Raw genomic sequence first — 17910 nt, 5'->3', positions numbered from 1 at the left:
ATGGAAAAGAATTATTCATATCCACTTGATTTTTCGTGGAGCACAGAGGAGCTTTCCTCCGTGCTTTCTTTTTTGAATCAGGTGGAAAAAGCCTATGAAGGCGGTGTGACAGCAAATGCCCTTTTAGCATCCTATGACCAGTTTAAGGCGGTCGTAAAAAGTAAGGGAGAAGAACGGAGAATCGATCGCGAATTTGAAGCGGTCTCGGGTTATTCGACCTATCGTGCTGTGAAGCAGGCAAAAGAGCAAGGGAAAGGAGTGGTTTCTCTTGGAAGATAAGTACCAATTCGCCCAAAAGATTGTTCTGGAAGCTGGAGAGTTTCTCAGGCAGCATTTGCACGATGATCTTGAAATTGAAGAAAAGGGGCATTTTACCGATTTAGTGACCCAGCTGGATAAGACGGTGCAGGAGTGCTTGACAAAGAGCATTTTGGAGCGCTATCCCAAAGACCGTATTTTAGGAGAAGAAAGTCCCGAGCATCTCCCGCTTGGTCAGGGGAATGTCTGGGTCATTGATCCCATTGACGGGACGACCAATTTTATTGTACAAAAGGCTGATTTTGCGGTTTTGCTCGCCTATTTTGAAAATGGTGTGGGAAAATTTGGCCTGATTTATGATGTGATAGCGGACAAGCTCTATCATGGGGGCGGTGATTTTCCTGTCTATGAGAATGAACAGTTGTTACCACCAGTCGAGCCTAAGTCTTTGAAAGAAAGTTTGATTGGTCTCAATGCAGGTCTCTACGCCCAAAATTACGATGGTTTAGCAGATTTTGCAGATCAAACCTTGGGAACACGCTCCATCGGTAGTGCAGGCATCAGCTTTGCCCATGTCTTGACAGGGCGTTTGCTCGCCCAGGCTTCTTATGTCTATCCTTGGGATTATGCCGCAGCCAGTATCTTAGGTGAAAAACTGGGCTACACCCTGGTGACGACCAAGGGAGAACAACCAGCCTTTTATGGTCGTGAATGTGTGATGCTTGCTCCGACTGAAAAAATAAGAGAAATAAAAGGGTACTTACAGTGATGTCATTACCAACAGATTTTATCGAAAAATACGAACAACTGCTGGGTGCGGAAGCACCAGCCTTTTTTGAGAGCTTTCAAGAGCCGGCAGTCGCAGGTTTTCGCACCAATCCTTTAAAGGAAAATCAACAATCGTTTGAAGAAAAGATTGAGAATATGCCCTGGTCTTACTACGGAAAAGTCTCTGGTAAGTCAGCAGCACATGTCACAGGGTTGGTCTATTCCCAAGAACCTGCAGCGCAGATTGTCGGACAGGCTGCTTCACCCAAGCCCGGTATGAAAGTGCTAGATTTGGCTGCGGCACCCGGTGGCAAATCGACCCACCTGCTTTCCTACCTTGAGAATACAGGCCTGCTGGTCAGCAATGAAATTTCCAAGAAACGCTCGAAAATCTTGGTTGAAAACATCGAGCGCTTTGGAGCGCGCAATGTCCTTGTGACCAATGAGTCGGCTGAACGTTTGGCAAGGGTTTTTGCAGGCTATTTTGATATGATTGTCTTAGACGCACCGTGCTCGGGTGAGGGTATGTTTCGTAAGGACCCAGCGGCCATGGAGTATTGGTCAAAAGATTACCCTAGCGAATGCGCGGTTGTGCAAAGGGAGATTTTACAATCAGCGATGGAGATGCTGGCTCCCAATGGGCAGTTGATCTATTCGACCTGTACCTGGGCACCAGAGGAAAACGAAGACATCGTCCACTGGTTGATGGAGAATTACGATGTTGAATTGCTAGATATTCCCAAAATCAATGGCATGGTGGCAGGGATTGATCTGCCACAAACGGCCCGCATGTATCCGCATCAGTTTAAGGGAGAGGGACAATTTGTTGCGAAATTCCGCTACCGTGGAGAGGCACGTCCAAGCAAGAAGAAAAAAGGCAATACTTCCAACCTCAACCGAGAGCAGGTTCAACTATGGCAGGATTTTGCCAAAGCGAATCTGTCTTTTCAGGCAGAGGGCATTTTGCAGGCCTTTGGGGATGAGTTGTATCTCTTGCCCCACGACCTACCTGACATTTCAAAGCTAAAAATTGCCCGCAACGGATTGCATTTGGGAACCTTTAAGAAGAAACGCTTTGAGCCGAGTTTTGCCTTGGGATTAGCTTTGCGGAGTGAGGAAGTCAAGCAGCGAGTGGAGATTTCAAACGAAGATTTCATTCGATATGCTGCTGGACAGACAGTAGCTGTTTCAAGCGATTTGCCAAACGGTTGGTACCAGGTTGCAGTAGCTGGGAACGGCCTTGGCTTTGCAAAGATTGTCTCTGGAACCCTCAAAAATGCCTTTCCAAAAGGGCTCAGATTTTCCTAGAAAATCGGCTAGAAATACTTTGCAACTTGAGATGTTATATGATATAGTGGAAATGTGGAAAATTCTTGTAAATAAGATGTAAATAGATAAGAACCACGTAAAAATGTAAAGGAAAAAGGAAAATGAAACAAAAGCGTACGCTTGGCCTACTGGCTTTATGCCTTTCAGCGAGCCTTAGTTTGTCTGCCTGTGCTTCATGGATTGACCGTGGAGAGTCTATCACAGCAGTTGGCTCAACAGCCCTTCAACCCTTGGTAGAAGCTGCCGCAGATGAGTTTGGTGTTGAAAACAAGGGCAAGACGATTAATGTCCAAGGAGGAGGATCTGGTACGGGCCTATCGCAGGTTCAGTCAGGAGCCGTTCAGATTGGCAATAGCGATGTCTTTGCCGAAGAAAAATCTGGGATTGACGCGGATAAATTGGTCGACTACCAAGTGGCTGTTGCAGGGATTGCAGTCATTGTCAATAAAGAAGTCAATGTAAAAGACATTACCCTTGAACAGTTGAAAAAGATTTTCACCGGTGAAATCACCAACTGGAAAGAATTGGGCGGAAAAGATTTGGAGATTTCCATCATCAACCGTGCGGTAGGTTCTGGCTCACGAGCAACCTTTGATACGGTCGTGATGAAGGGGGAAGAAGCTGCTCAGAGTTTGGAGCAGGACTCAAATGGCATGGTCAAATCCATTGTCTCTCAAACCCCGGGTGCGATTTCCTATCTGGCCTTTTCTTACGTTGATGATTCGGTCAAAACCATTAAATTGAATGGATTTAAGCCAACCATGGACAATGTTGTGACCAATGACTGGCCCATTTGGTCCTATGAACACATGTACACCATGGGTGAGGCAACTGGTCTTGAAAAAGAATTCTTAGACTATGTCATGTCTGACAAGGTTCAAAAAGGAATTGTCGTCGATATGGGCTACATTTCAGTCAATGACATGAAGGTCACAAAGAGTGCAGACGGTACAGTGAAGGAGAAGAAGTAGCATGAAAAATGAACAACTTGCCAAAGAATTGCTGTCTCCTTCCAAAAATTCTCGCTTAGAGAAATTTGGAAAGAGCATCACCTTTCTCTGCTTGGCCTTGATTGTCTTTATCGTGGCCATGATTTTGCTCTTTGTGGCACAACGTGGATTATCGACCTTCTTTGTGAATGGTGTTAACATTTTTGAATTTTTATTTGGCAGCACTTGGAAGCCAGCTATTAAGTCCTTTGGAGCCTTTCCGATGATTGCAGGCTCTTTCATCGTGACTATTTTATCGGCTATTATTGCAACACCGTTTGCGATTGGGGCAGCGGTCTTTATGACAGAAGTATCGCCTAAGTATGGTGCGAAAATCTTGCAACCCGTTATTGAGCTCTTGGTCGGCATTCCTTCTGTTGTCTATGGATTTATCGGTTTGCAGGTCGTGGTTCCCTTTGTTCGCTCTCTCTTTGGTGGAACAGGGTTTGGGATTTTATCAGGGGTCTTTGTCCTCTTTGTCATGATTTTGCCGACTGTCACCTTTATGACGGTGGATAGCTTGCGGGCTGTTCCGCGTCATTACCGTGAAGCAAGCCTTGCCATGGGAGCTACTCGCTGGCAAACCATTTGGCGGGTGACCTTACACGCAGCCAAGTCTGGGATTTTCACGGCGGTAGTCTTTGGAATGGCGCGTGCCTTCGGTGAAGCCCTTGCCATTCAGATGGTCGTGGGAAATTCAGCCGTTGTGCCAACCTCTTTGACGACGCCAGCTGCGACCCTAACTTCGGTCTTGACCATGGGAATCGGAAATACCGTTATGGGAACGGTTCAAAACAATGTCCTTTGGTCACTGGCTCTTGTCCTATTATTGATGAGCCTAGTCTTTAACTTGATTATGAAATTTATTACTAGAGAGAGGAAGAAAAACTATGCACGCTAAAAAAGTGGATAAATTGGCGACTGGGATTTTGTATTCCATTGCAGGCATTATCGTGGCTATCTTGGCCTCCCTCATTCTCTATATTTTGTTACGAGGCTTACCTCACGTCAGTTGGTCTTTCTTGACTGGAAAATCTTCTTCCTATCAAGCAGGCGGAGGGATTGGGATTCAGCTTTATAATTCCTTTTTCCTCCTCGTGATTACGCTCTTGATTTCTGTCCCGCTGTCAATGGGGGCAGGGATTTATCTGGCAGAATATGCCAAAAAAGGTCGTTTGACCAACTTTATCCGTACCTGTATTGAGATTTTGTCTTCCTTGCCGTCTGTCGTTGTTGGTTTGTTTGGGTATTTGATTTTCGTTGTTCAGTTCCAATATGGCTTTTCGATTTTATCAGGAGCCTTGGCACTAACCGTCTTTAATCTGCCACAAATGACACGCAATGTTGAAGATAGTCTTCGTCATGTTCACCATACTCAACGTGAAGCAGGTCTTGCTCTGGGAATTTCTCGTTGGGAAACGGTTTTTCACGTGGTCATTCCAGAAGCTCTTCCAGGGATTGTCACAGGGATTGTCCTTGCGTCTGGTCGTATCTTCGGAGAAGCAGCAGCGCTTATCTATACAGCAGGTCAATCAGCGCCAGCTCTTGACTGGTCCAACTGGAATCCGCTTAGTGTGACGAGTCCGATTTCGATTTTCCGTCAGTCAGAAACTCTTGCAGTTCATATCTGGAAGGTCAACAGCGAAGGAACCATTCCTGATGCGACCCAAGTTTCTGCTGGTAGTGCAGCGATTCTTTTGATTTTCATCTTGATTTTCAATGTGTCTGCGCGCTATATCGGTAAGAAATTGCATGCGAAATTAACATCTGCAGCCTAAACTAGAGGAGAAAAAATGGCAGAATATAATTGGAATGAAAAGCATATCATTACCTTTCCACAGGAGAAGATTGCCCTAGAAACCAAGGATTTACATGTCTACTATGGCGCTAAGGAATCCATTAAGGGCGTTGATATGCAGTTTGAAAAAAATAAAATTACAGCCTTGATTGGGCCGTCAGGATCTGGTAAGTCAACCTATCTACGGAGCTTGAATCGCATGAATGATACCATTGACATTGCCAAGGTTACAGGGGAAATTCTCTATGAGGGAGTGGATGTCAATCGTCCTGAAATCAATGTCTATGAAATGCGCAAGCACATTGGTATGGTCTTTCAACGTCCCAATCCCTTTGCGAAATCCATTTACCACAATATCACCTTTGCCCATGAGCGTGCGGGTATCAAAGATAAAAAAGTCTTGGACGAGATTGTAGAGACTTCGCTCAAGCAAGCAGCTCTCTGGGATCAGGTCAAAGACGATTTGCACAAGTCTGCTCTTACCTTATCAGGTGGACAGCAGCAACGCTTGTGTATCGCGCGGGCGATTTCTGTCAAGCCTGAAATCTTGCTCATGGACGAGCCAGCTTCAGCGCTTGATCCGATTGCGACCATGCAACTGGAAGAAACCATGTTTGAACTGAAGAAGAACTATACCATTATCATTGTAACCCACAATATGCAACAAGCAGCCCGTGCGAGTGATTATACAGCCTTCTTCTACTTGGGAGATTTAATCGAGTATGACAAGACCGCCAATATCTTCCAAAATGCCAAACTACAATCAACCAACGACTACGTGTCGGGACACTTTGGATAGAAAGGAACTTTGATGACAGCACCGATTTTACAAGTCAAAGACTTGTCTGTTTATTACAATAAGAAAAAGGCCTTGAACAATGTTTCCATTGATTTTTATCCGAATGAAATCACGGCTCTGATTGGTCCGTCAGGTTCTGGAAAATCGACTCTTTTGCGTTCGATTAACCGCATGGGGGATTTGAATCCAGAGGTGACCTTGACAGGAGCGATTGACTACAATGGTCGAAACATCTATAGTCCGCGGACTGACACGGTTGATTTGCGCAAAGAAATTGGTATGGTTTTCCAACAGCCCAATCCTTTCCCGATGACCATTTATGAAAATGTTGTCTACGGCTTGCGAATCAATGGCATCAAGGACAAGCAGGTCCTAGATGAAGCGGTGGAGAAATCCTTGATTAGTGCGTCGATTTGGGATGAAGTTAAGGATCGTTTGCATGATTCAGCGATTGGGTTATCAGGTGGACAGCAGCAGCGGGTTTGTGTGGCTCGGGTTCTTGCGACCAGTCCTAAAATTATCCTCCTAGATGAGCCGACATCAGCGCTCGACCCGATTTCAGCAGGGAAAATCGAAGATACCTTGTATGGCTTAAAAGAGAAGTACACCATGGTCTTGGTGACACGCTCCATGCAGCAAGCCTCACGGATTTCAGACAGAACAGGCTTCTTCTTAGACGGAGATTTGATTGAGTACGATAAGACCAAGCAAGTCTTCTTAAATCCTCGCCATAAGGAAACCGAGGACTATATCACAGGAAAATTTGGATAATAAAAAGGAACAATCACAATGCTAAGAACACAATTTGAAGAAGAACTAGACAAATTGCACAACCAGTTTTACGCTATGGGAAATGAGGTTCTTGGACAAATCAACAATACTGTCCAAGCCTTCATCACGCATGACCGCGAATTGGCCAAAGAAGTCATCGAATCAGATGCTAAAATCAATGCCTTTGAAATCAAACTTGAGAAAAAATCACTTGAAATCATCGCACTTCAGCAACCTGTCTCAACGGATTTACGTACCGTTATTACAGTCTTGAAAGCCACTAACGACTTGGAGCGCATGGGTGACCACGCGGTATCGATTGCAGAAGCGGCTATCCGTATGAAAGGAGAAGTCCGCATCCAGGTAGTTGAAGCAGAAATCAAGAAAATGGGCCGTGAAGTCCGCAAGTTGGTCGAATCTGCCTTGGAATTATACCTCAACGGAGGCGATACAGAGCAGGCCTATGAATTAGCAGCTCATGACGAAATCATCAACCAATACTACAATACGATTCAAGAGTTGGCGACAGAAGAAATCAAGAAAAATCCAGACGCCTTGATTGCTGGACGCGATTACTTCCAAGTTATCTCCTACCTTGAGCGTATCGGAGACTACGCTAAAAATATCTGTGAATGGGTGGTCTACCTTCGCACAGGAAATATTACAGAATTATAAAAAATCTGGACATGCGTCCAGATTTTTAGTTTCTTTTAAGTTTTAGAGAGTAGACTGTACCAATAGCTAGTAAAAGTTACCATGATGTGGGACCGTTCATGGTATAATGGGATAAGATAGGAGAGACGAAAGTGATTAAGATACTATTGATAGAAGACGACTTGAGTTTATCAAATTCCGTATTTGACTTTTTAGATGATTTTGCAGATGTCATGCAGGTATTTGACGGTGATGAGGGCTTGTATGAAGCCGAATCAGGGGTCTACGACCTTATTTTGCTAGATTTGATGTTGCCAGAAAAAGATGGTTTCCAAGTCCTCAAAGAATTGCGGGCTAAGGGCATTACAACACCCGTCTTAATTACAACCGCCAAGGAAAGTCTGGACGATAAGGGGCATGGATTTGAATTGGGGGCAGATGACTATTTGACCAAACCTTTTTACTTAGAAGAGTTGAAGATGCGGATTCAAGCCCTTTTGAAACGTTCTGGTAAATTCAACGAAAATATACTGACATTTGGTGACCTAACTGTTGATTTATCAACCAATACGACAACTGTCAACGGTGAAGAAGTGGAATTATTGGGCAAAGAATTTGATCTTCTGATTTACTTCTTGCAGAATCAAAATGTCATTTTACCCAAGACGCAGATTTTTGACCGGATTTGGGGCTTTGACAGCGACACGACCATTTCAGTTGTAGAGGTCTATGTCTCCAAAATTAGAAAAAAATTGAAAGGGACGACCTTTGGTGAGCAGCTGCAAACCCTTAGAAGTGTCGGGTACATCTTGAAAAATGCTGATTAAATTTCGCAAACTCTATCACACGGATAATTTTTCTTATTTTATCCGTTATTTTGCTGTCTTTACCCTCATTTTCAGCCTGATGACCGTGATTATTTTCCAGCTAATGCGCTCCACCATGTATCAGACATCAGATGAGAATTTCAAGGAAATTGCTAGCAATCCAGAGATGATTATGGAATTTGCACGGGCTCGCGGATTATCCCCTGAAGCCGAAATCGTCTGGGAAAAAAATACCCATACAGATAAGGCAAATAAGACAGATGATGATGACGATGACGAAGAAGATGAAAAAAAAGACAAGCTCTTTTATCCAACTTCAAAGATGCGCCTCAATGCCAATTACCACGTAGTCCTCTATGATAGCAAGGGAAATCGTCTCAACCAGGTAGACTATTTCTCAGGCTTAGCCAGTCTAAAGGTTGAGAAGCAGCCCTTAGATGCCATTACCGAGTGTGCGGTGACGACACCATTTGGTGAGACGGAATACTATCGCTGTATGACCATAGTCCTGTCAAATGATGCTGTTTCTGCCTACACAGGTCTAGACATCAAGTACGCGACCATCCTCTTTAACACTAGTCAAATTAAGTCATCGATTGCTTCGTATGAATCAACCGTCATGATTGTCATGATTGGGTTCTGGCTGATTTCGATTGTAGCCAGCATCTATCTTTCAAATGTCAGCATGCGCCCAATCCTCGCGAGCTTCCAAAAGCAGAAGGAGTTTGTCGAAAATGCCAGTCATGAGTTGCGGACACCCCTAACGGTCTTGCAGAATCGTCTGGAAAGCCTCTTTAGACATCCTGAAGCAACCATTATGGACAGTAGCGAAAATATTGCGTCAAGCCTTGCAGAAGTGCGCAACATGCGGTTGTTAACGACCAATTTACTAAATCTTGCCAGACGAGATGATGGTTTAAAACCAGAAATCGTGGATGTTCAGCCCTCCTTCTTTGATGACACCTTGGTCAACTATATCATTATGGCGGAAGAAAATGGGAAAACAATCGAAGTCCACCAAGATGTCACGGAAGTGATTCGCACCGATAAGACCTTGCTCAAGCAGTTGATGACTATTTTAGTGGATAATGCCATGAAGTATTCAGAAGAAGATGGGCATATCTGGATAGATATTCATACCAAAGACCGTTTCCTCCTCATCAGGGTAGCGGATAACGGGCTTGGTATTAGCTCTGAAAATAAAAAGAAAATTTTCGACCGTTTCTATCGTGTCGACAAGGCCAGAACCCGTCAAAAGGGTGGCTTTGGGCTTGGCTTATCTCTCGCCAAGCAAATTATTGAAACTCTTCATGGGACCATAACCGTGCAAGATAATCAACCTAAAGGCACCATTTTTGAGGTCAAATTGCCCAAAGAATACCGAAAATAGCCCTAAAATAAAAAGAGTAGGAGTTGAGCGAAAGTCTCGGCTCCTTTTTGCTTGAAAAGATTAAAAAACAACAATTTTCTGACTTTCCTCATAATCATGAAAAAATCATGATAACGGTTGCATTATTTCATTTTTGTGCTAGAATAGGGGTGTGATTTAACGCACACATTATTTCATATCTATTGTGCAAGCAATAGAAGAAAAGGAGATAAAAATGAAAAGAAGTTTGAAGGTTATACTGCTTAGCTTTGTAGCAGTATTGCTGATGATTGGCTGTTCCGCTGCGAAAAAAGGTGGAACCTTTGAAGGTGTCGGTAGCGGTAAGCACGGGGACATCAAGGTTGCGGTTACCATCACAGATGGTGCTATCACCAAGATTGATGTCTTAGAACAAGACGAAAACAAGGTCTTGTCTGAACCTGTGTACGAAGAGTTGCAAGATATGATTATCGCGCAAAATTCAGCTGACGTTGAAGCAGTATCTGGTGCATCTGCAACGAGTGAAGGCTATATCAATGCGGTTAAAGATGCTGTTGAAAAATCAGGCATCACCCTCGTAGCAGCTAAGAAATCAAAACAAGCCAAAGAAAAAGAACAAATCCCAGCAGAACAAGACTTTGATGTCGTCGTTGTCGGTTCTGGAGGAGCAGGATTTAGTGCAGCGATTGAAGCAGCAGAAGCTGGTAAGAAGGTTGCCATTCTTGAAAAACTTCCTGCAATCGGAGGAAACACCCTCCTTTCTGGTGGTGAAATGAACGCACCAGGTAACTGGGTTCAAAAGAAATTAGGAATTGAAGGCGACTCAGTCGACATCTATTACCAAGATACCATGAAAGGTGGCGACAATGTCGGTGATCCGAAGATGGTTCGCTTGATGGCTGAAAAAGCCTTGGAATCAGCTGAATGGCTTCGCGATGACATCAAGGTTGAATTCCTACCAGACCAATTGTTCCAATTTGGTGGCCACAGCTTCAAACGTGCCCTCATCCCAGTTGGACATACGGGTGCTGAATTGATTTCTAAGTTGAAGATGAAAGCTGACGAGTTGAAAATTCCCGTCTTCCTAAATGTCAAAGCTGAAAAGTTGATCAAAGATGACAGCGGAAAAATCGTTGGTGTTACAGCGACAGATAGAGAGAAACGTGAATTGACATTCAATGCCAAAGATGCCGTGATTTTGACAACAGGTGGCTTTGGATCAAATGTTGAAATGCGCAAACAATACAACAAAGAATACGACGAGCGCTACCATTCTACTGACTCTGTTGGTACAACAGGAGACGGAATTGTGATGGCACAAGAAGTAGGCGCTGCCCTTACCAATATGGAAAGCATCCAAACCTACCCAATTGCTAATCCAAAAACAGGTATGATTTCCTTGTTGGCAGATACCCGCTTTGACGGTGCAATCTTGGTCAACCAAGAAGGAAAACGCTTCGTGGAAGAGTTGGAACGCCGTGACGTGATTTCTAAAGCAATCCTTGCGCAAACAGGTGGTTACTGCTACCAAATCTGGAACGATGATATCGACGCAATTTCTAAGACCAAAGAAGCCCACAAGGCTGAATACGACGAATTGATTCGTGAAAAACTATTGGTCAAAGCAGATACGATTGAAGAAGCAGCTAAGTTCTTCGATATCGATGTTGATAGCTTGAAAGAAACATTGACCAAGGTCAACGCTTATGCCAAAGCTGGTGAAGATAAGGATTTCCACCACCGTGCAGGTCTTGTATCCCTTGAAAAAGGTCCATACTATATTGAAAAAGCTGCACCATCTGTACACCACACCATGGGTGGACTTGTCATTAACGAAAAGACAGAAGTATTAGATGAAAGTGGAAAAGCGATTCCTGGACTTTACGCAGCAGGCGAATTGACAGGTGTGATTCAAGGTAAAAACCGTCTCGGTGGTAATGCGATTACCGATATTATTACCTACGGTCGAATTGCTGGTCAACAAGTTGGCGCAATGAAATAAGAATATATAAAAAGAGGCTGAACTTGAGTTCAGCCTCTTAGAACGTAGATAAACAATTTTTTATTTAAACAAGTTCAAAAGCTCTGCTAACTGAACATTCGATTTCCGATTTTCGCGAGCGGAGCGAGCCCCATCAGATACTTTTCGCTGTGGTAAAGGTAGGGAGTGGGGCAAAGATCGTGATTTCGTAGAAATCGATTATCCTCGCTCCTTTGTTTCTGGGCTCGGGCTAAAATAATCCACTGGATTATTTTACTCCGTAGGAAGTCGCTACCGTCCGCACCACCTAAGAAAAGTATCACAAAGGAATTTTTACAGTACTCACAAATTCATCTAGTTCTTTCTGGCTATGGAGAATGGTGACCTTGTCAGCGTAGGTCTGGCAGATTGTCTGGTAGCGTTTTTGGGTTTTGGGAGATCGTCCATCTTTTAAAATCCAGCGGATAAATTCCCAGTCCAGTTTTTCGATGCAGCCCTCCGCGCTACTCTCACGGACTCGTCCAGCATAGGTGATATAGCGTTTAACAGCACGGTATAAACAACTCCAGCGTGAAAATGCCATCAGGATAATCTGGTCCGCATCTTCCATGCGCTCTTGGTAGTAGAAGTCACTGTAATTTCCTTCAATGACCCATGAATCATTCTCTAAAAAAGTCTGAAGCTGGCTGCGCATGTCTTCATCTGGTCGTTCCTGCCAGTTAGGAAGAAATCGTAACTTGTCTAAATGTAGACAGGAAATCCCATAATGTTTACTGAGATAGCTAGCTAAGGTTGATTTGCCAGAAGCGCTATAGCCGATGATTGCAATTTTCATGTCAGAACCTTTCTAGAAATTGGGATAAAAAAAGAAGCCGAAAGGCTCTTTTTATTAAGCAAGTTTTGATGCAAGACGTGCTTTGTCGCGGCTTGCTTTGTTTTTATGAATCAAACCTTTAGTTTCTGCTTTATCGATAGCTGAACTAGCAGCGCGGAAAAGCTCCTCAGAAGGATTTGCTTCAAATGCTTTGATTGCAGTACGCATAGCTGATTTTTGAGCTGAGTTTTTTTCGTTTTGTTTTACGTTCAATTCAGCACGTTTGATAGCTGACTTAATGTTTGCCAATGGTTTCACCTCCACCTTTTCTATACTAACTATACTATTATATCTGAAAAAAGAGATTTTGACAAGAGGAAATTATTTTTTCAAATAAATTTCATCAATCTCATGATTTTTTGCCTTATGAAGAATGATATCTGCCCGATGTCGGGTCGGCTCAATATAATCTTTTAGATTGACCAGATTGATGGTCTCCCAAATGCTGTGGGCAAATGCGCTAATCTCGTCTTCAGACATGTCCAAAAAGCGGTGGTAATAATTGCTTGGATTGCTTTCTGCCAGTTTCAACAATTTCTTAAAGCGCTCCAAGTACCAGCTTTCGATATTTTCCACTGCCGCATCAACATAAATAGCCAAATCAAAATAATCGCTGACATAGAGATGCTGATTTTGCGGATTTTGGAAGACATTGATTCCTTCCACGATGAGGAAATCAGGAGCAGAAATGGTCTGACACTGGTTTGGGACAATATCGTAGACCTCGTGGGAATAGACTGGAATCTGGAAATCATGCCCATTTTCAATGGTGTTTAAAAAGTCAAGCAGTAACTCCATATTGTAGGACTCAGGGAAGCCCTTGCGGTCGAGGAGATTTTTTTCTTTTAAAACAGCATTAGGATAGAGAAAGCCGTCTGTTGTGACCATTTCGACCTTGGCATGCTTAAAAGTTCTAGTCAGTAGAATCTGTAAAAGCCTGCTGGTTGTCGACTTTCCAACAGCCACACTACCTGAAATGCCAATGATAAAGGGTTGGTTTTTGATTTTCTTCTGTAAAAAAAGACTTTTGGAAAAAGACAAATCCTCGCTTGCCTTCTTATAAATCCGAATCAGATTGATAAGCGGAAGATAGACATCAAGCACATCTTGGAGGCTAATCTTATCATTGAAACTTTTGATAGAATTTAATTCTTCCTGTGTCAAAGGAACTGTAGTATTCCGGTGTAATTGTTGCCAAGTTTGGCGGCTAATTTTTTCAAAATTGATCAATTCATTCTTCATAGCACCATTGTAGCATGATTTTTTACAGGTGTAAAATGATTGGGAGGGATAAGGTAAACTCTTGTAAACGTTTTTATTAAATGGTATAATAAATTTATGGCAAATATGTATTACGAGAAAAATCCTAGTGTGGCTCATGATTTTCATGAGCTTCGTGTCACTCTGCTTGGTGAAGAAATGTTCTTCCTAACAGATGCAGGAGTGTTCAGTAAGAAGATGGTGGATTATGGTAGTCAAGTGCTACTCAATACCCTAGAATTGGAAAAAGGAAAGACATTATTGGATGTGGGCTGTGGATATGGTCCACTTGGTTTGACTTTAGGGAAAGTTTTTGGTGTTTTGCCGACCATGGTCGATATTAACAGCCGAGCAATTGAATTGGCTGTCCAAAATGCTGAAAAAAATAAGGTTCAAGCCTCTATTTTCCAATCCAATATCTATGAAGAAGTAGCTGGAACTTTTGACTACGTGATTTCAAATCCCCCGATTCGAGCTGGTAAGGCAGTTGTCCACGAGATTATTGAAGGGGCGTATGACCATTTGGTAGCTTCTGGACGATTGACCATCGTGATTCAGAAAAAGCAGGGCGCTCCAAGCGCCAAAGCCAAGATGGAGGAGGTTTTTGGTAACTGTATTATCTTGAAAAAAGATAAGGGATATTATATTTTAGAAAGTGTGAAAGAATGAGGACAGTCGACTTAATTCAGAAAAAGCGGGACGGTCATGAACTCACCACAGACGAAATCAACTGGCTCATCAGCGGATACGCTGAAGGCAGTGTTCCTGATTATCAGATGGCTGCATTTGCGATGGCGATTTATTTCCGAGGCATGTCTACTCGAGAAATCTCTGATTTGACCATGGCGATGGTGGCAAGCGGTGAAGAAATTGATCTGTCAGCTATTTCAGGTATTAAAGTAGATAAGCACTCCACAGGGGGTGTCGGAGATAAGGTGACCTTGATTTTGGCGCCGCTGGTTGCCAGTTTTGGAATACCCGTGGCGAAGATGAGCGGGCGTGGCTTGGGTCATACAGGTGGAACCTTGGACAAGCTAGAATCCATCAAGGGCTACCAGATTGAAGTAACGCAAGACCAGTTTATCAAGCAGGTACAAGATATTGGTGTATCTGTCATCGGTCAGTCAGACAATATGGTCAAGGCAGATAAATTGCTCTATGCCCTTCGTGATGTGACCGCAACGGTGGATATTATCCCCTTGATTGCAAGCTCTGTCATGTCCAAGAAAATTGCGGCGGGAGCGGATGCGATTTTACTAGATGTGACGGTTGGTGAAGGTGCCTTCATGAAAAACATTGAGGATGCCCGTCAATTGGCACAGACCATGGTTGAACTCGGAAAAGCAGTCGGCCGGAAGACCATTGCCGTGATTACCGATATGTCGCAACCTGTCGGAACCAGCATCGGAAATCGTCTGGAGATTCTCGAAGCCTTGGAGATTTTACAAGGAAAGGGACGTGAGGATGTGACCGAGTTTATCTGCGAATTGGCACAGATTATGCTAGGGCTTGCCGATGTCGAAAAGACAGTGGACGAAGTCCGCGCTCACTTGCTCGATGGCTCCGCTCTTCAAAAGTTTGAAGAAATGGTGGCAGCACAAGGTGGAGACTTGGAAGATTTGTACCGAGCTGTTCGCGTTTCACACCAAGTGCCCGTATTGGCACAAGCAAGTGGCTATATCGAAGCTCTTCCAGCCTTGGAATTTGGCTTATTTGCCATGAAACTAGGTGCAGGACGGGCTGTGAAGACCGACTCGCTCGATTATGAGACAGGTATTGTCTTCCATAAAAAAGTTGGAGAAGCCGTCGAAGCTGGTCAAAAAATCGCCACGATTTACGCAAATGAAAATATTTCGGAAAATATGCTTACAAATTTCCAAAAAAATGTTAAAATAGGAAATGTAAGTGTAAAGACGAAAGAAATTATAGAAATTGTTTCATAATGTACGGAGAAAAACATGAAATTAAATAAATACATCGATCATACACTACTCAAACCAAATGCTACCAAAGAACAGATCTTGGCGATTATCGCAGAAGCAAAAGAATATGACTTTGCAAGCGTCTGCGTCAACCCAACTTGGGTAGCTCTTTCAGCACAGGAGTTGAAAGATACAGATGTCAAAGTTTGTACCGTTATCGGCTTTCCTCTAGGGGCAAATACACCAGCAGTTAAAGCATTTGAAACCAAAGATGCGATTGCAAATGGTGCAGATGAAATTGACATGGTGATTAACGTTGGCGCCCTCAAATCGCAAGATTACGATACTGTCTTGAAAGACATTCAAGCAGTTGTCGAAGCGAGTGGCGACAAATTGGTCAAGGTGATTATCGAGACCTGTCTGTTGACAGACGAAGAAAAAGTCAAAGCCTGTCAATTGTCGCAAGAAGCAGGTGCTGACTTTGTGAAGACCTCTACTGGATTTTCAACAGGTGGAGCTACTGTCGAAGATGTAGCCTTGATGAGAAAAACAGTTGGACCAGATATGGGAGTAAAAGCATCTGGTGGCGCTCGTTCTTACGAAGATGCCAAAGCCTTTATTGAGGCGGGAGCAACTCGTATCGGCGCTTCTTCTGGTGTAGCGATTATGAAGGGAGAAAAGGCGGATGGCGACTACTGATTTAATTGATTTATCTATTGAAGTTAGTAAAAAAGCCTACGTTCCTTATTCGCACTTTCCGATTGGTGCGGTCTTAGTAGCAAAAGACGGTCAGATTTTCACAGGCGTTAATATTGAAAATGCTAGTTTTGGTTTGACCAACTGTGGTGAGCGGACAGCAATTTTCAAGGCTGTTTCAGAAGGTGTCTTGGAATTTTCGGAACTCATCGTCTACGGTGAAACAGAGAAACCAGTTTCCCCATGTGGTGCATGTCGCCAAGTCATGGCAGAATTTTTTAATCAGGATTTAAAAGTAACATTAGTTGCCAAAGATAAATCGACAGTCGAGATGACAGTCGGGGAGTTACTTCCGTATTCTTTTACAGACTTATCGTAAGTTTGTAAGGCAGCCGTTTGGCTGTATCATTTCCATTTTGCAACGAAAGTTGCACAAAGAATTTTTAGGAGGGTTCAGAAATGAACAAAAAACTTATTGGTTTGGGTGTTGCAACTCTTGCAACTGTAGCACTTGCTGCCTGTGGTAACCGCGCAGCTAAGAACGATTCAGCATCAAGCGATGCTTCATCAGCAGTAAAAGCGGCTGTTGTTACTGACGTTGGTGGTGTTGATGACGGTTCATTTAACCAATCAGCTTGGGAAGGATTGCAAGCTTGGGGTGAAGAAAATGGTCTCAAGAAAGACGCTGGTTACACTTACTTCCAATCAGGTAGCGAATCTGACTACGTGACAAACCTTGATTCAGCTGTTTCAGGTGGTTACAACCTTGTATTTGGTATCGGTTTTGCCTTGGAAAATGCGATTGCTGAAGTAGCGCCAAACAACCCTGACACAAATTATGTTATCGTAGACAGCGTTGTAAAAGATCAAAAGAACGTAGCAAGCGTTGGATTTGCTGACCATGAAGCTTCTTACCTTGCAGGTGTAGCGGCTGCAAAAGCTACTAAGACTAACCACGTTGGATTCATCGGTGGTGTCGAAGGGGTTATCATCGACCGTTTCGAAGCTGGATTTGTTGCTGGTGCGAAATCTGTAAACAAAGACATCAAAATCACTGTTGATTATGCTGCGTCATTTGCGGATGCAGCAAAAGGTCAAACCTTGGCTGCTGCCCAATACGCTGCAGGTGCAGACGTCATCTTCCACGCATCAGGTGGTACAGGTCACGGTGTATTCGCTGCTGCAAAAGCAGAAAATGAAACTCGTAACGAAGCAGATAAAGTTTGGGTAATCGGTGTAGACCGTGACCAATCAGCAGAAGGTAAATACACTTCTAAAGACGGTAAAGAATCAAACTTTGTATTGGCATCAACATTGAAACAAGTTGGTACTTCTGTAAAAGACCTTGCCAACAAAGCACTTAAAGGTGAATTCCCTGGTGGTGAAATCATCACATTCTCACTTGCTGATAAAGGGGTAGACTTGGCTGAAACAAACCTTTCAAAAGAAGCGTCAGAAGCAGTAGCTGCTGCTAAGAAAGACATCTTGGACAAGAAAGTTGAAGTTCCAGAAGCACCTAAAAAATAATCATAAATAGTATGTAATCCGAAACGGCGACCTGACTCGGTCGCCGTTTTAGGAGTTGAGAGGAAGAATTATTTGCTTTCAGCAAAGC

General features: G+C 43.4%; 20 protein-coding genes. 17 read left to right on the top strand and 3 right to left on the bottom strand.

The window, feature by feature from the left end; genetic code table 11:
• The 12 genes from BU202_RS02680 (at position 1) to BU202_RS02625 (ending at position 11564) form a co-directional block, all read left to right on the top strand.
• Entirely contained in the window at positions 1-279 is a 279-nt protein-coding gene (locus BU202_RS02680; RefSeq protein WP_075104263.1) for a UPF0223 family protein, read from the top strand.
• Positions 269-1027 (top strand): inositol monophosphatase family protein, encoded by a 759-nt coding sequence (locus tag BU202_RS02675; RefSeq protein ID WP_075104262.1) that lies wholly within the window; start codon positions 269-271, stop codon positions 1025-1027. The genes BU202_RS02680 and BU202_RS02675 overlap by 11 nt, the downstream gene beginning before the upstream one ends.
• Positions 1027-2334, top strand: a complete 1308-nt coding sequence (locus tag BU202_RS02670) for an RsmF rRNA methyltransferase first C-terminal domain-containing protein (protein WP_075104261.1) — start codon at positions 1027-1029, stop codon at positions 2332-2334. The genes BU202_RS02675 and BU202_RS02670 overlap by 1 nt, the downstream gene beginning before the upstream one ends.
• Positions 2335-2456: 122 nt before the next feature.
• A complete protein-coding gene (locus tag BU202_RS02665) occupies positions 2457-3326 on the top strand; it encodes a phosphate ABC transporter substrate-binding protein PstS family protein (protein WP_075104260.1) in 870 nt (289 codons plus the stop codon).
• 1 nt (position 3327) lies between these two features.
• Positions 3328-4245, top strand: a complete 918-nt coding sequence (gene pstC, locus BU202_RS02660; protein ID WP_075104259.1) for a phosphate ABC transporter permease subunit PstC — start codon at positions 3328-3330, stop codon at positions 4243-4245.
• A complete protein-coding gene (gene pstA / locus BU202_RS02655) occupies positions 4235-5122 on the top strand; it encodes a phosphate ABC transporter permease PstA (RefSeq protein ID WP_075104258.1) in 888 nt (295 codons plus the stop codon). Before pstC ends, pstA begins: the two co-directional genes overlap by 11 nt.
• Positions 5123-5137: 15 nt before the next feature.
• Entirely contained in the window at positions 5138-5941 is an 804-nt protein-coding gene (pstB, locus tag BU202_RS02650) for a phosphate ABC transporter ATP-binding protein PstB (protein ID WP_075104257.1), read from the top strand.
• Between the two features lie 12 nt (positions 5942-5953).
• Positions 5954-6712, top strand: a complete 759-nt coding sequence (gene pstB, locus BU202_RS02645; protein ID WP_075104256.1) for a phosphate ABC transporter ATP-binding protein PstB — start codon at positions 5954-5956, stop codon at positions 6710-6712.
• Positions 6713-6730: 18 nt separating this feature from the next.
• A complete protein-coding gene (gene phoU / locus BU202_RS02640; protein WP_075104255.1) occupies positions 6731-7387 on the top strand; it encodes a phosphate signaling complex protein PhoU in 657 nt (218 codons plus the stop codon).
• Positions 7388-7518: 131 nt separating this feature from the next.
• On the top strand, positions 7519-8193 hold the full coding sequence (locus BU202_RS02635; protein WP_075104254.1) for a response regulator transcription factor: 675 nt from the start codon (positions 7519-7521) through the stop codon (positions 8191-8193).
• Positions 8183-9583 (top strand): sensor histidine kinase, encoded by a 1401-nt coding sequence (locus BU202_RS02630; RefSeq protein WP_075104253.1) that lies wholly within the window; start codon positions 8183-8185, stop codon positions 9581-9583. Before BU202_RS02635 ends, BU202_RS02630 begins: the two co-directional genes overlap by 11 nt.
• 214 nt (positions 9584-9797) lie before the next feature.
• Positions 9798-11564: a flavocytochrome c gene (locus BU202_RS02625; RefSeq protein WP_075104252.1), complete on the top strand. Its 1767-nt coding sequence runs from the start codon at positions 9798-9800 to the stop codon at positions 11562-11564.
• 298 nt (positions 11565-11862) lie between these two features.
• Here the strand turns inward: BU202_RS02625 and BU202_RS02620 are convergent, their stop codons facing one another.
• The 3 genes from BU202_RS02620 to coaA are packed head-to-tail and all read right to left on the bottom strand — an operon-like array spanning position 11863 to position 13659.
• On the bottom strand, positions 11863-12378 hold the full coding sequence (locus BU202_RS02620; protein WP_075104251.1) for a DNA topology modulation protein: 516 nt from the start codon (positions 12376-12378) through the stop codon (positions 11863-11865).
• A 54-nt stretch (positions 12379-12432) separates the two neighbouring features.
• Positions 12433-12681 (bottom strand): 30S ribosomal protein S20, encoded by a 249-nt coding sequence (gene rpsT / locus BU202_RS02615; protein WP_012027069.1) that lies wholly within the window; start codon positions 12679-12681, stop codon positions 12433-12435.
• 57 nt (positions 12682-12738) lie between these two features.
• The gene (gene coaA, locus BU202_RS02610) at positions 12739-13659 is read right to left on the bottom strand and encodes a type I pantothenate kinase (protein ID WP_075104250.1); all 921 of its coding nucleotides are present in this window, start codon (positions 13657-13659) and stop codon (positions 12739-12741) included.
• 96 nt (positions 13660-13755) lie between these two features.
• On the opposite strand from coaA, the gene BU202_RS02605 reads away from it, so the two are divergent.
• The 5 genes from BU202_RS02605 to BU202_RS02585 all read left to right on the top strand — a co-directional run bounded on the left by BU202_RS02605 (position 13756) and on the right by BU202_RS02585 (position 17822).
• A complete protein-coding gene (locus BU202_RS02605; protein WP_075104249.1) occupies positions 13756-14346 on the top strand; it encodes a class I SAM-dependent methyltransferase in 591 nt (196 codons plus the stop codon).
• The gene (locus BU202_RS02600; protein WP_075104248.1) at positions 14343-15620 is read left to right on the top strand and encodes a pyrimidine-nucleoside phosphorylase; all 1278 of its coding nucleotides are present in this window, start codon (positions 14343-14345) and stop codon (positions 15618-15620) included. Before BU202_RS02605 ends, BU202_RS02600 begins: the two co-directional genes overlap by 4 nt.
• Positions 15621-15635: 15 nt before the next feature.
• Positions 15636-16298, top strand: coding sequence for a deoxyribose-phosphate aldolase (gene deoC, locus BU202_RS02595; RefSeq protein ID WP_075104247.1), 663 nt, complete (start codon positions 15636-15638; stop codon positions 16296-16298).
• Complete coding sequence (locus BU202_RS02590) at positions 16285-16674, top strand: cytidine deaminase (protein ID WP_075104246.1); 390 nt, start codon at positions 16285-16287, stop codon at positions 16672-16674. Before deoC ends, BU202_RS02590 begins: the two co-directional genes overlap by 14 nt.
• An 80-nt stretch (positions 16675-16754) precedes the next feature.
• Positions 16755-17822, top strand: coding sequence for a BMP family lipoprotein (locus BU202_RS02585; RefSeq protein WP_075104245.1), 1068 nt, complete (start codon positions 16755-16757; stop codon positions 17820-17822).
• Positions 17823-17910 lie beyond the last annotated feature (88 nt).

Origin of the sequence: Streptococcus cuniculi, from assembly GCF_001921845.1 — a bacterium.
GTDB classification, from domain to species: Bacteria; Bacillota; Bacilli; order Lactobacillales; family Streptococcaceae; genus Streptococcus; species Streptococcus cuniculi.
Note: the sequence above shows the minus strand (reverse complement) of the source record. Positions and strands in the feature narration are given on the sequence as shown.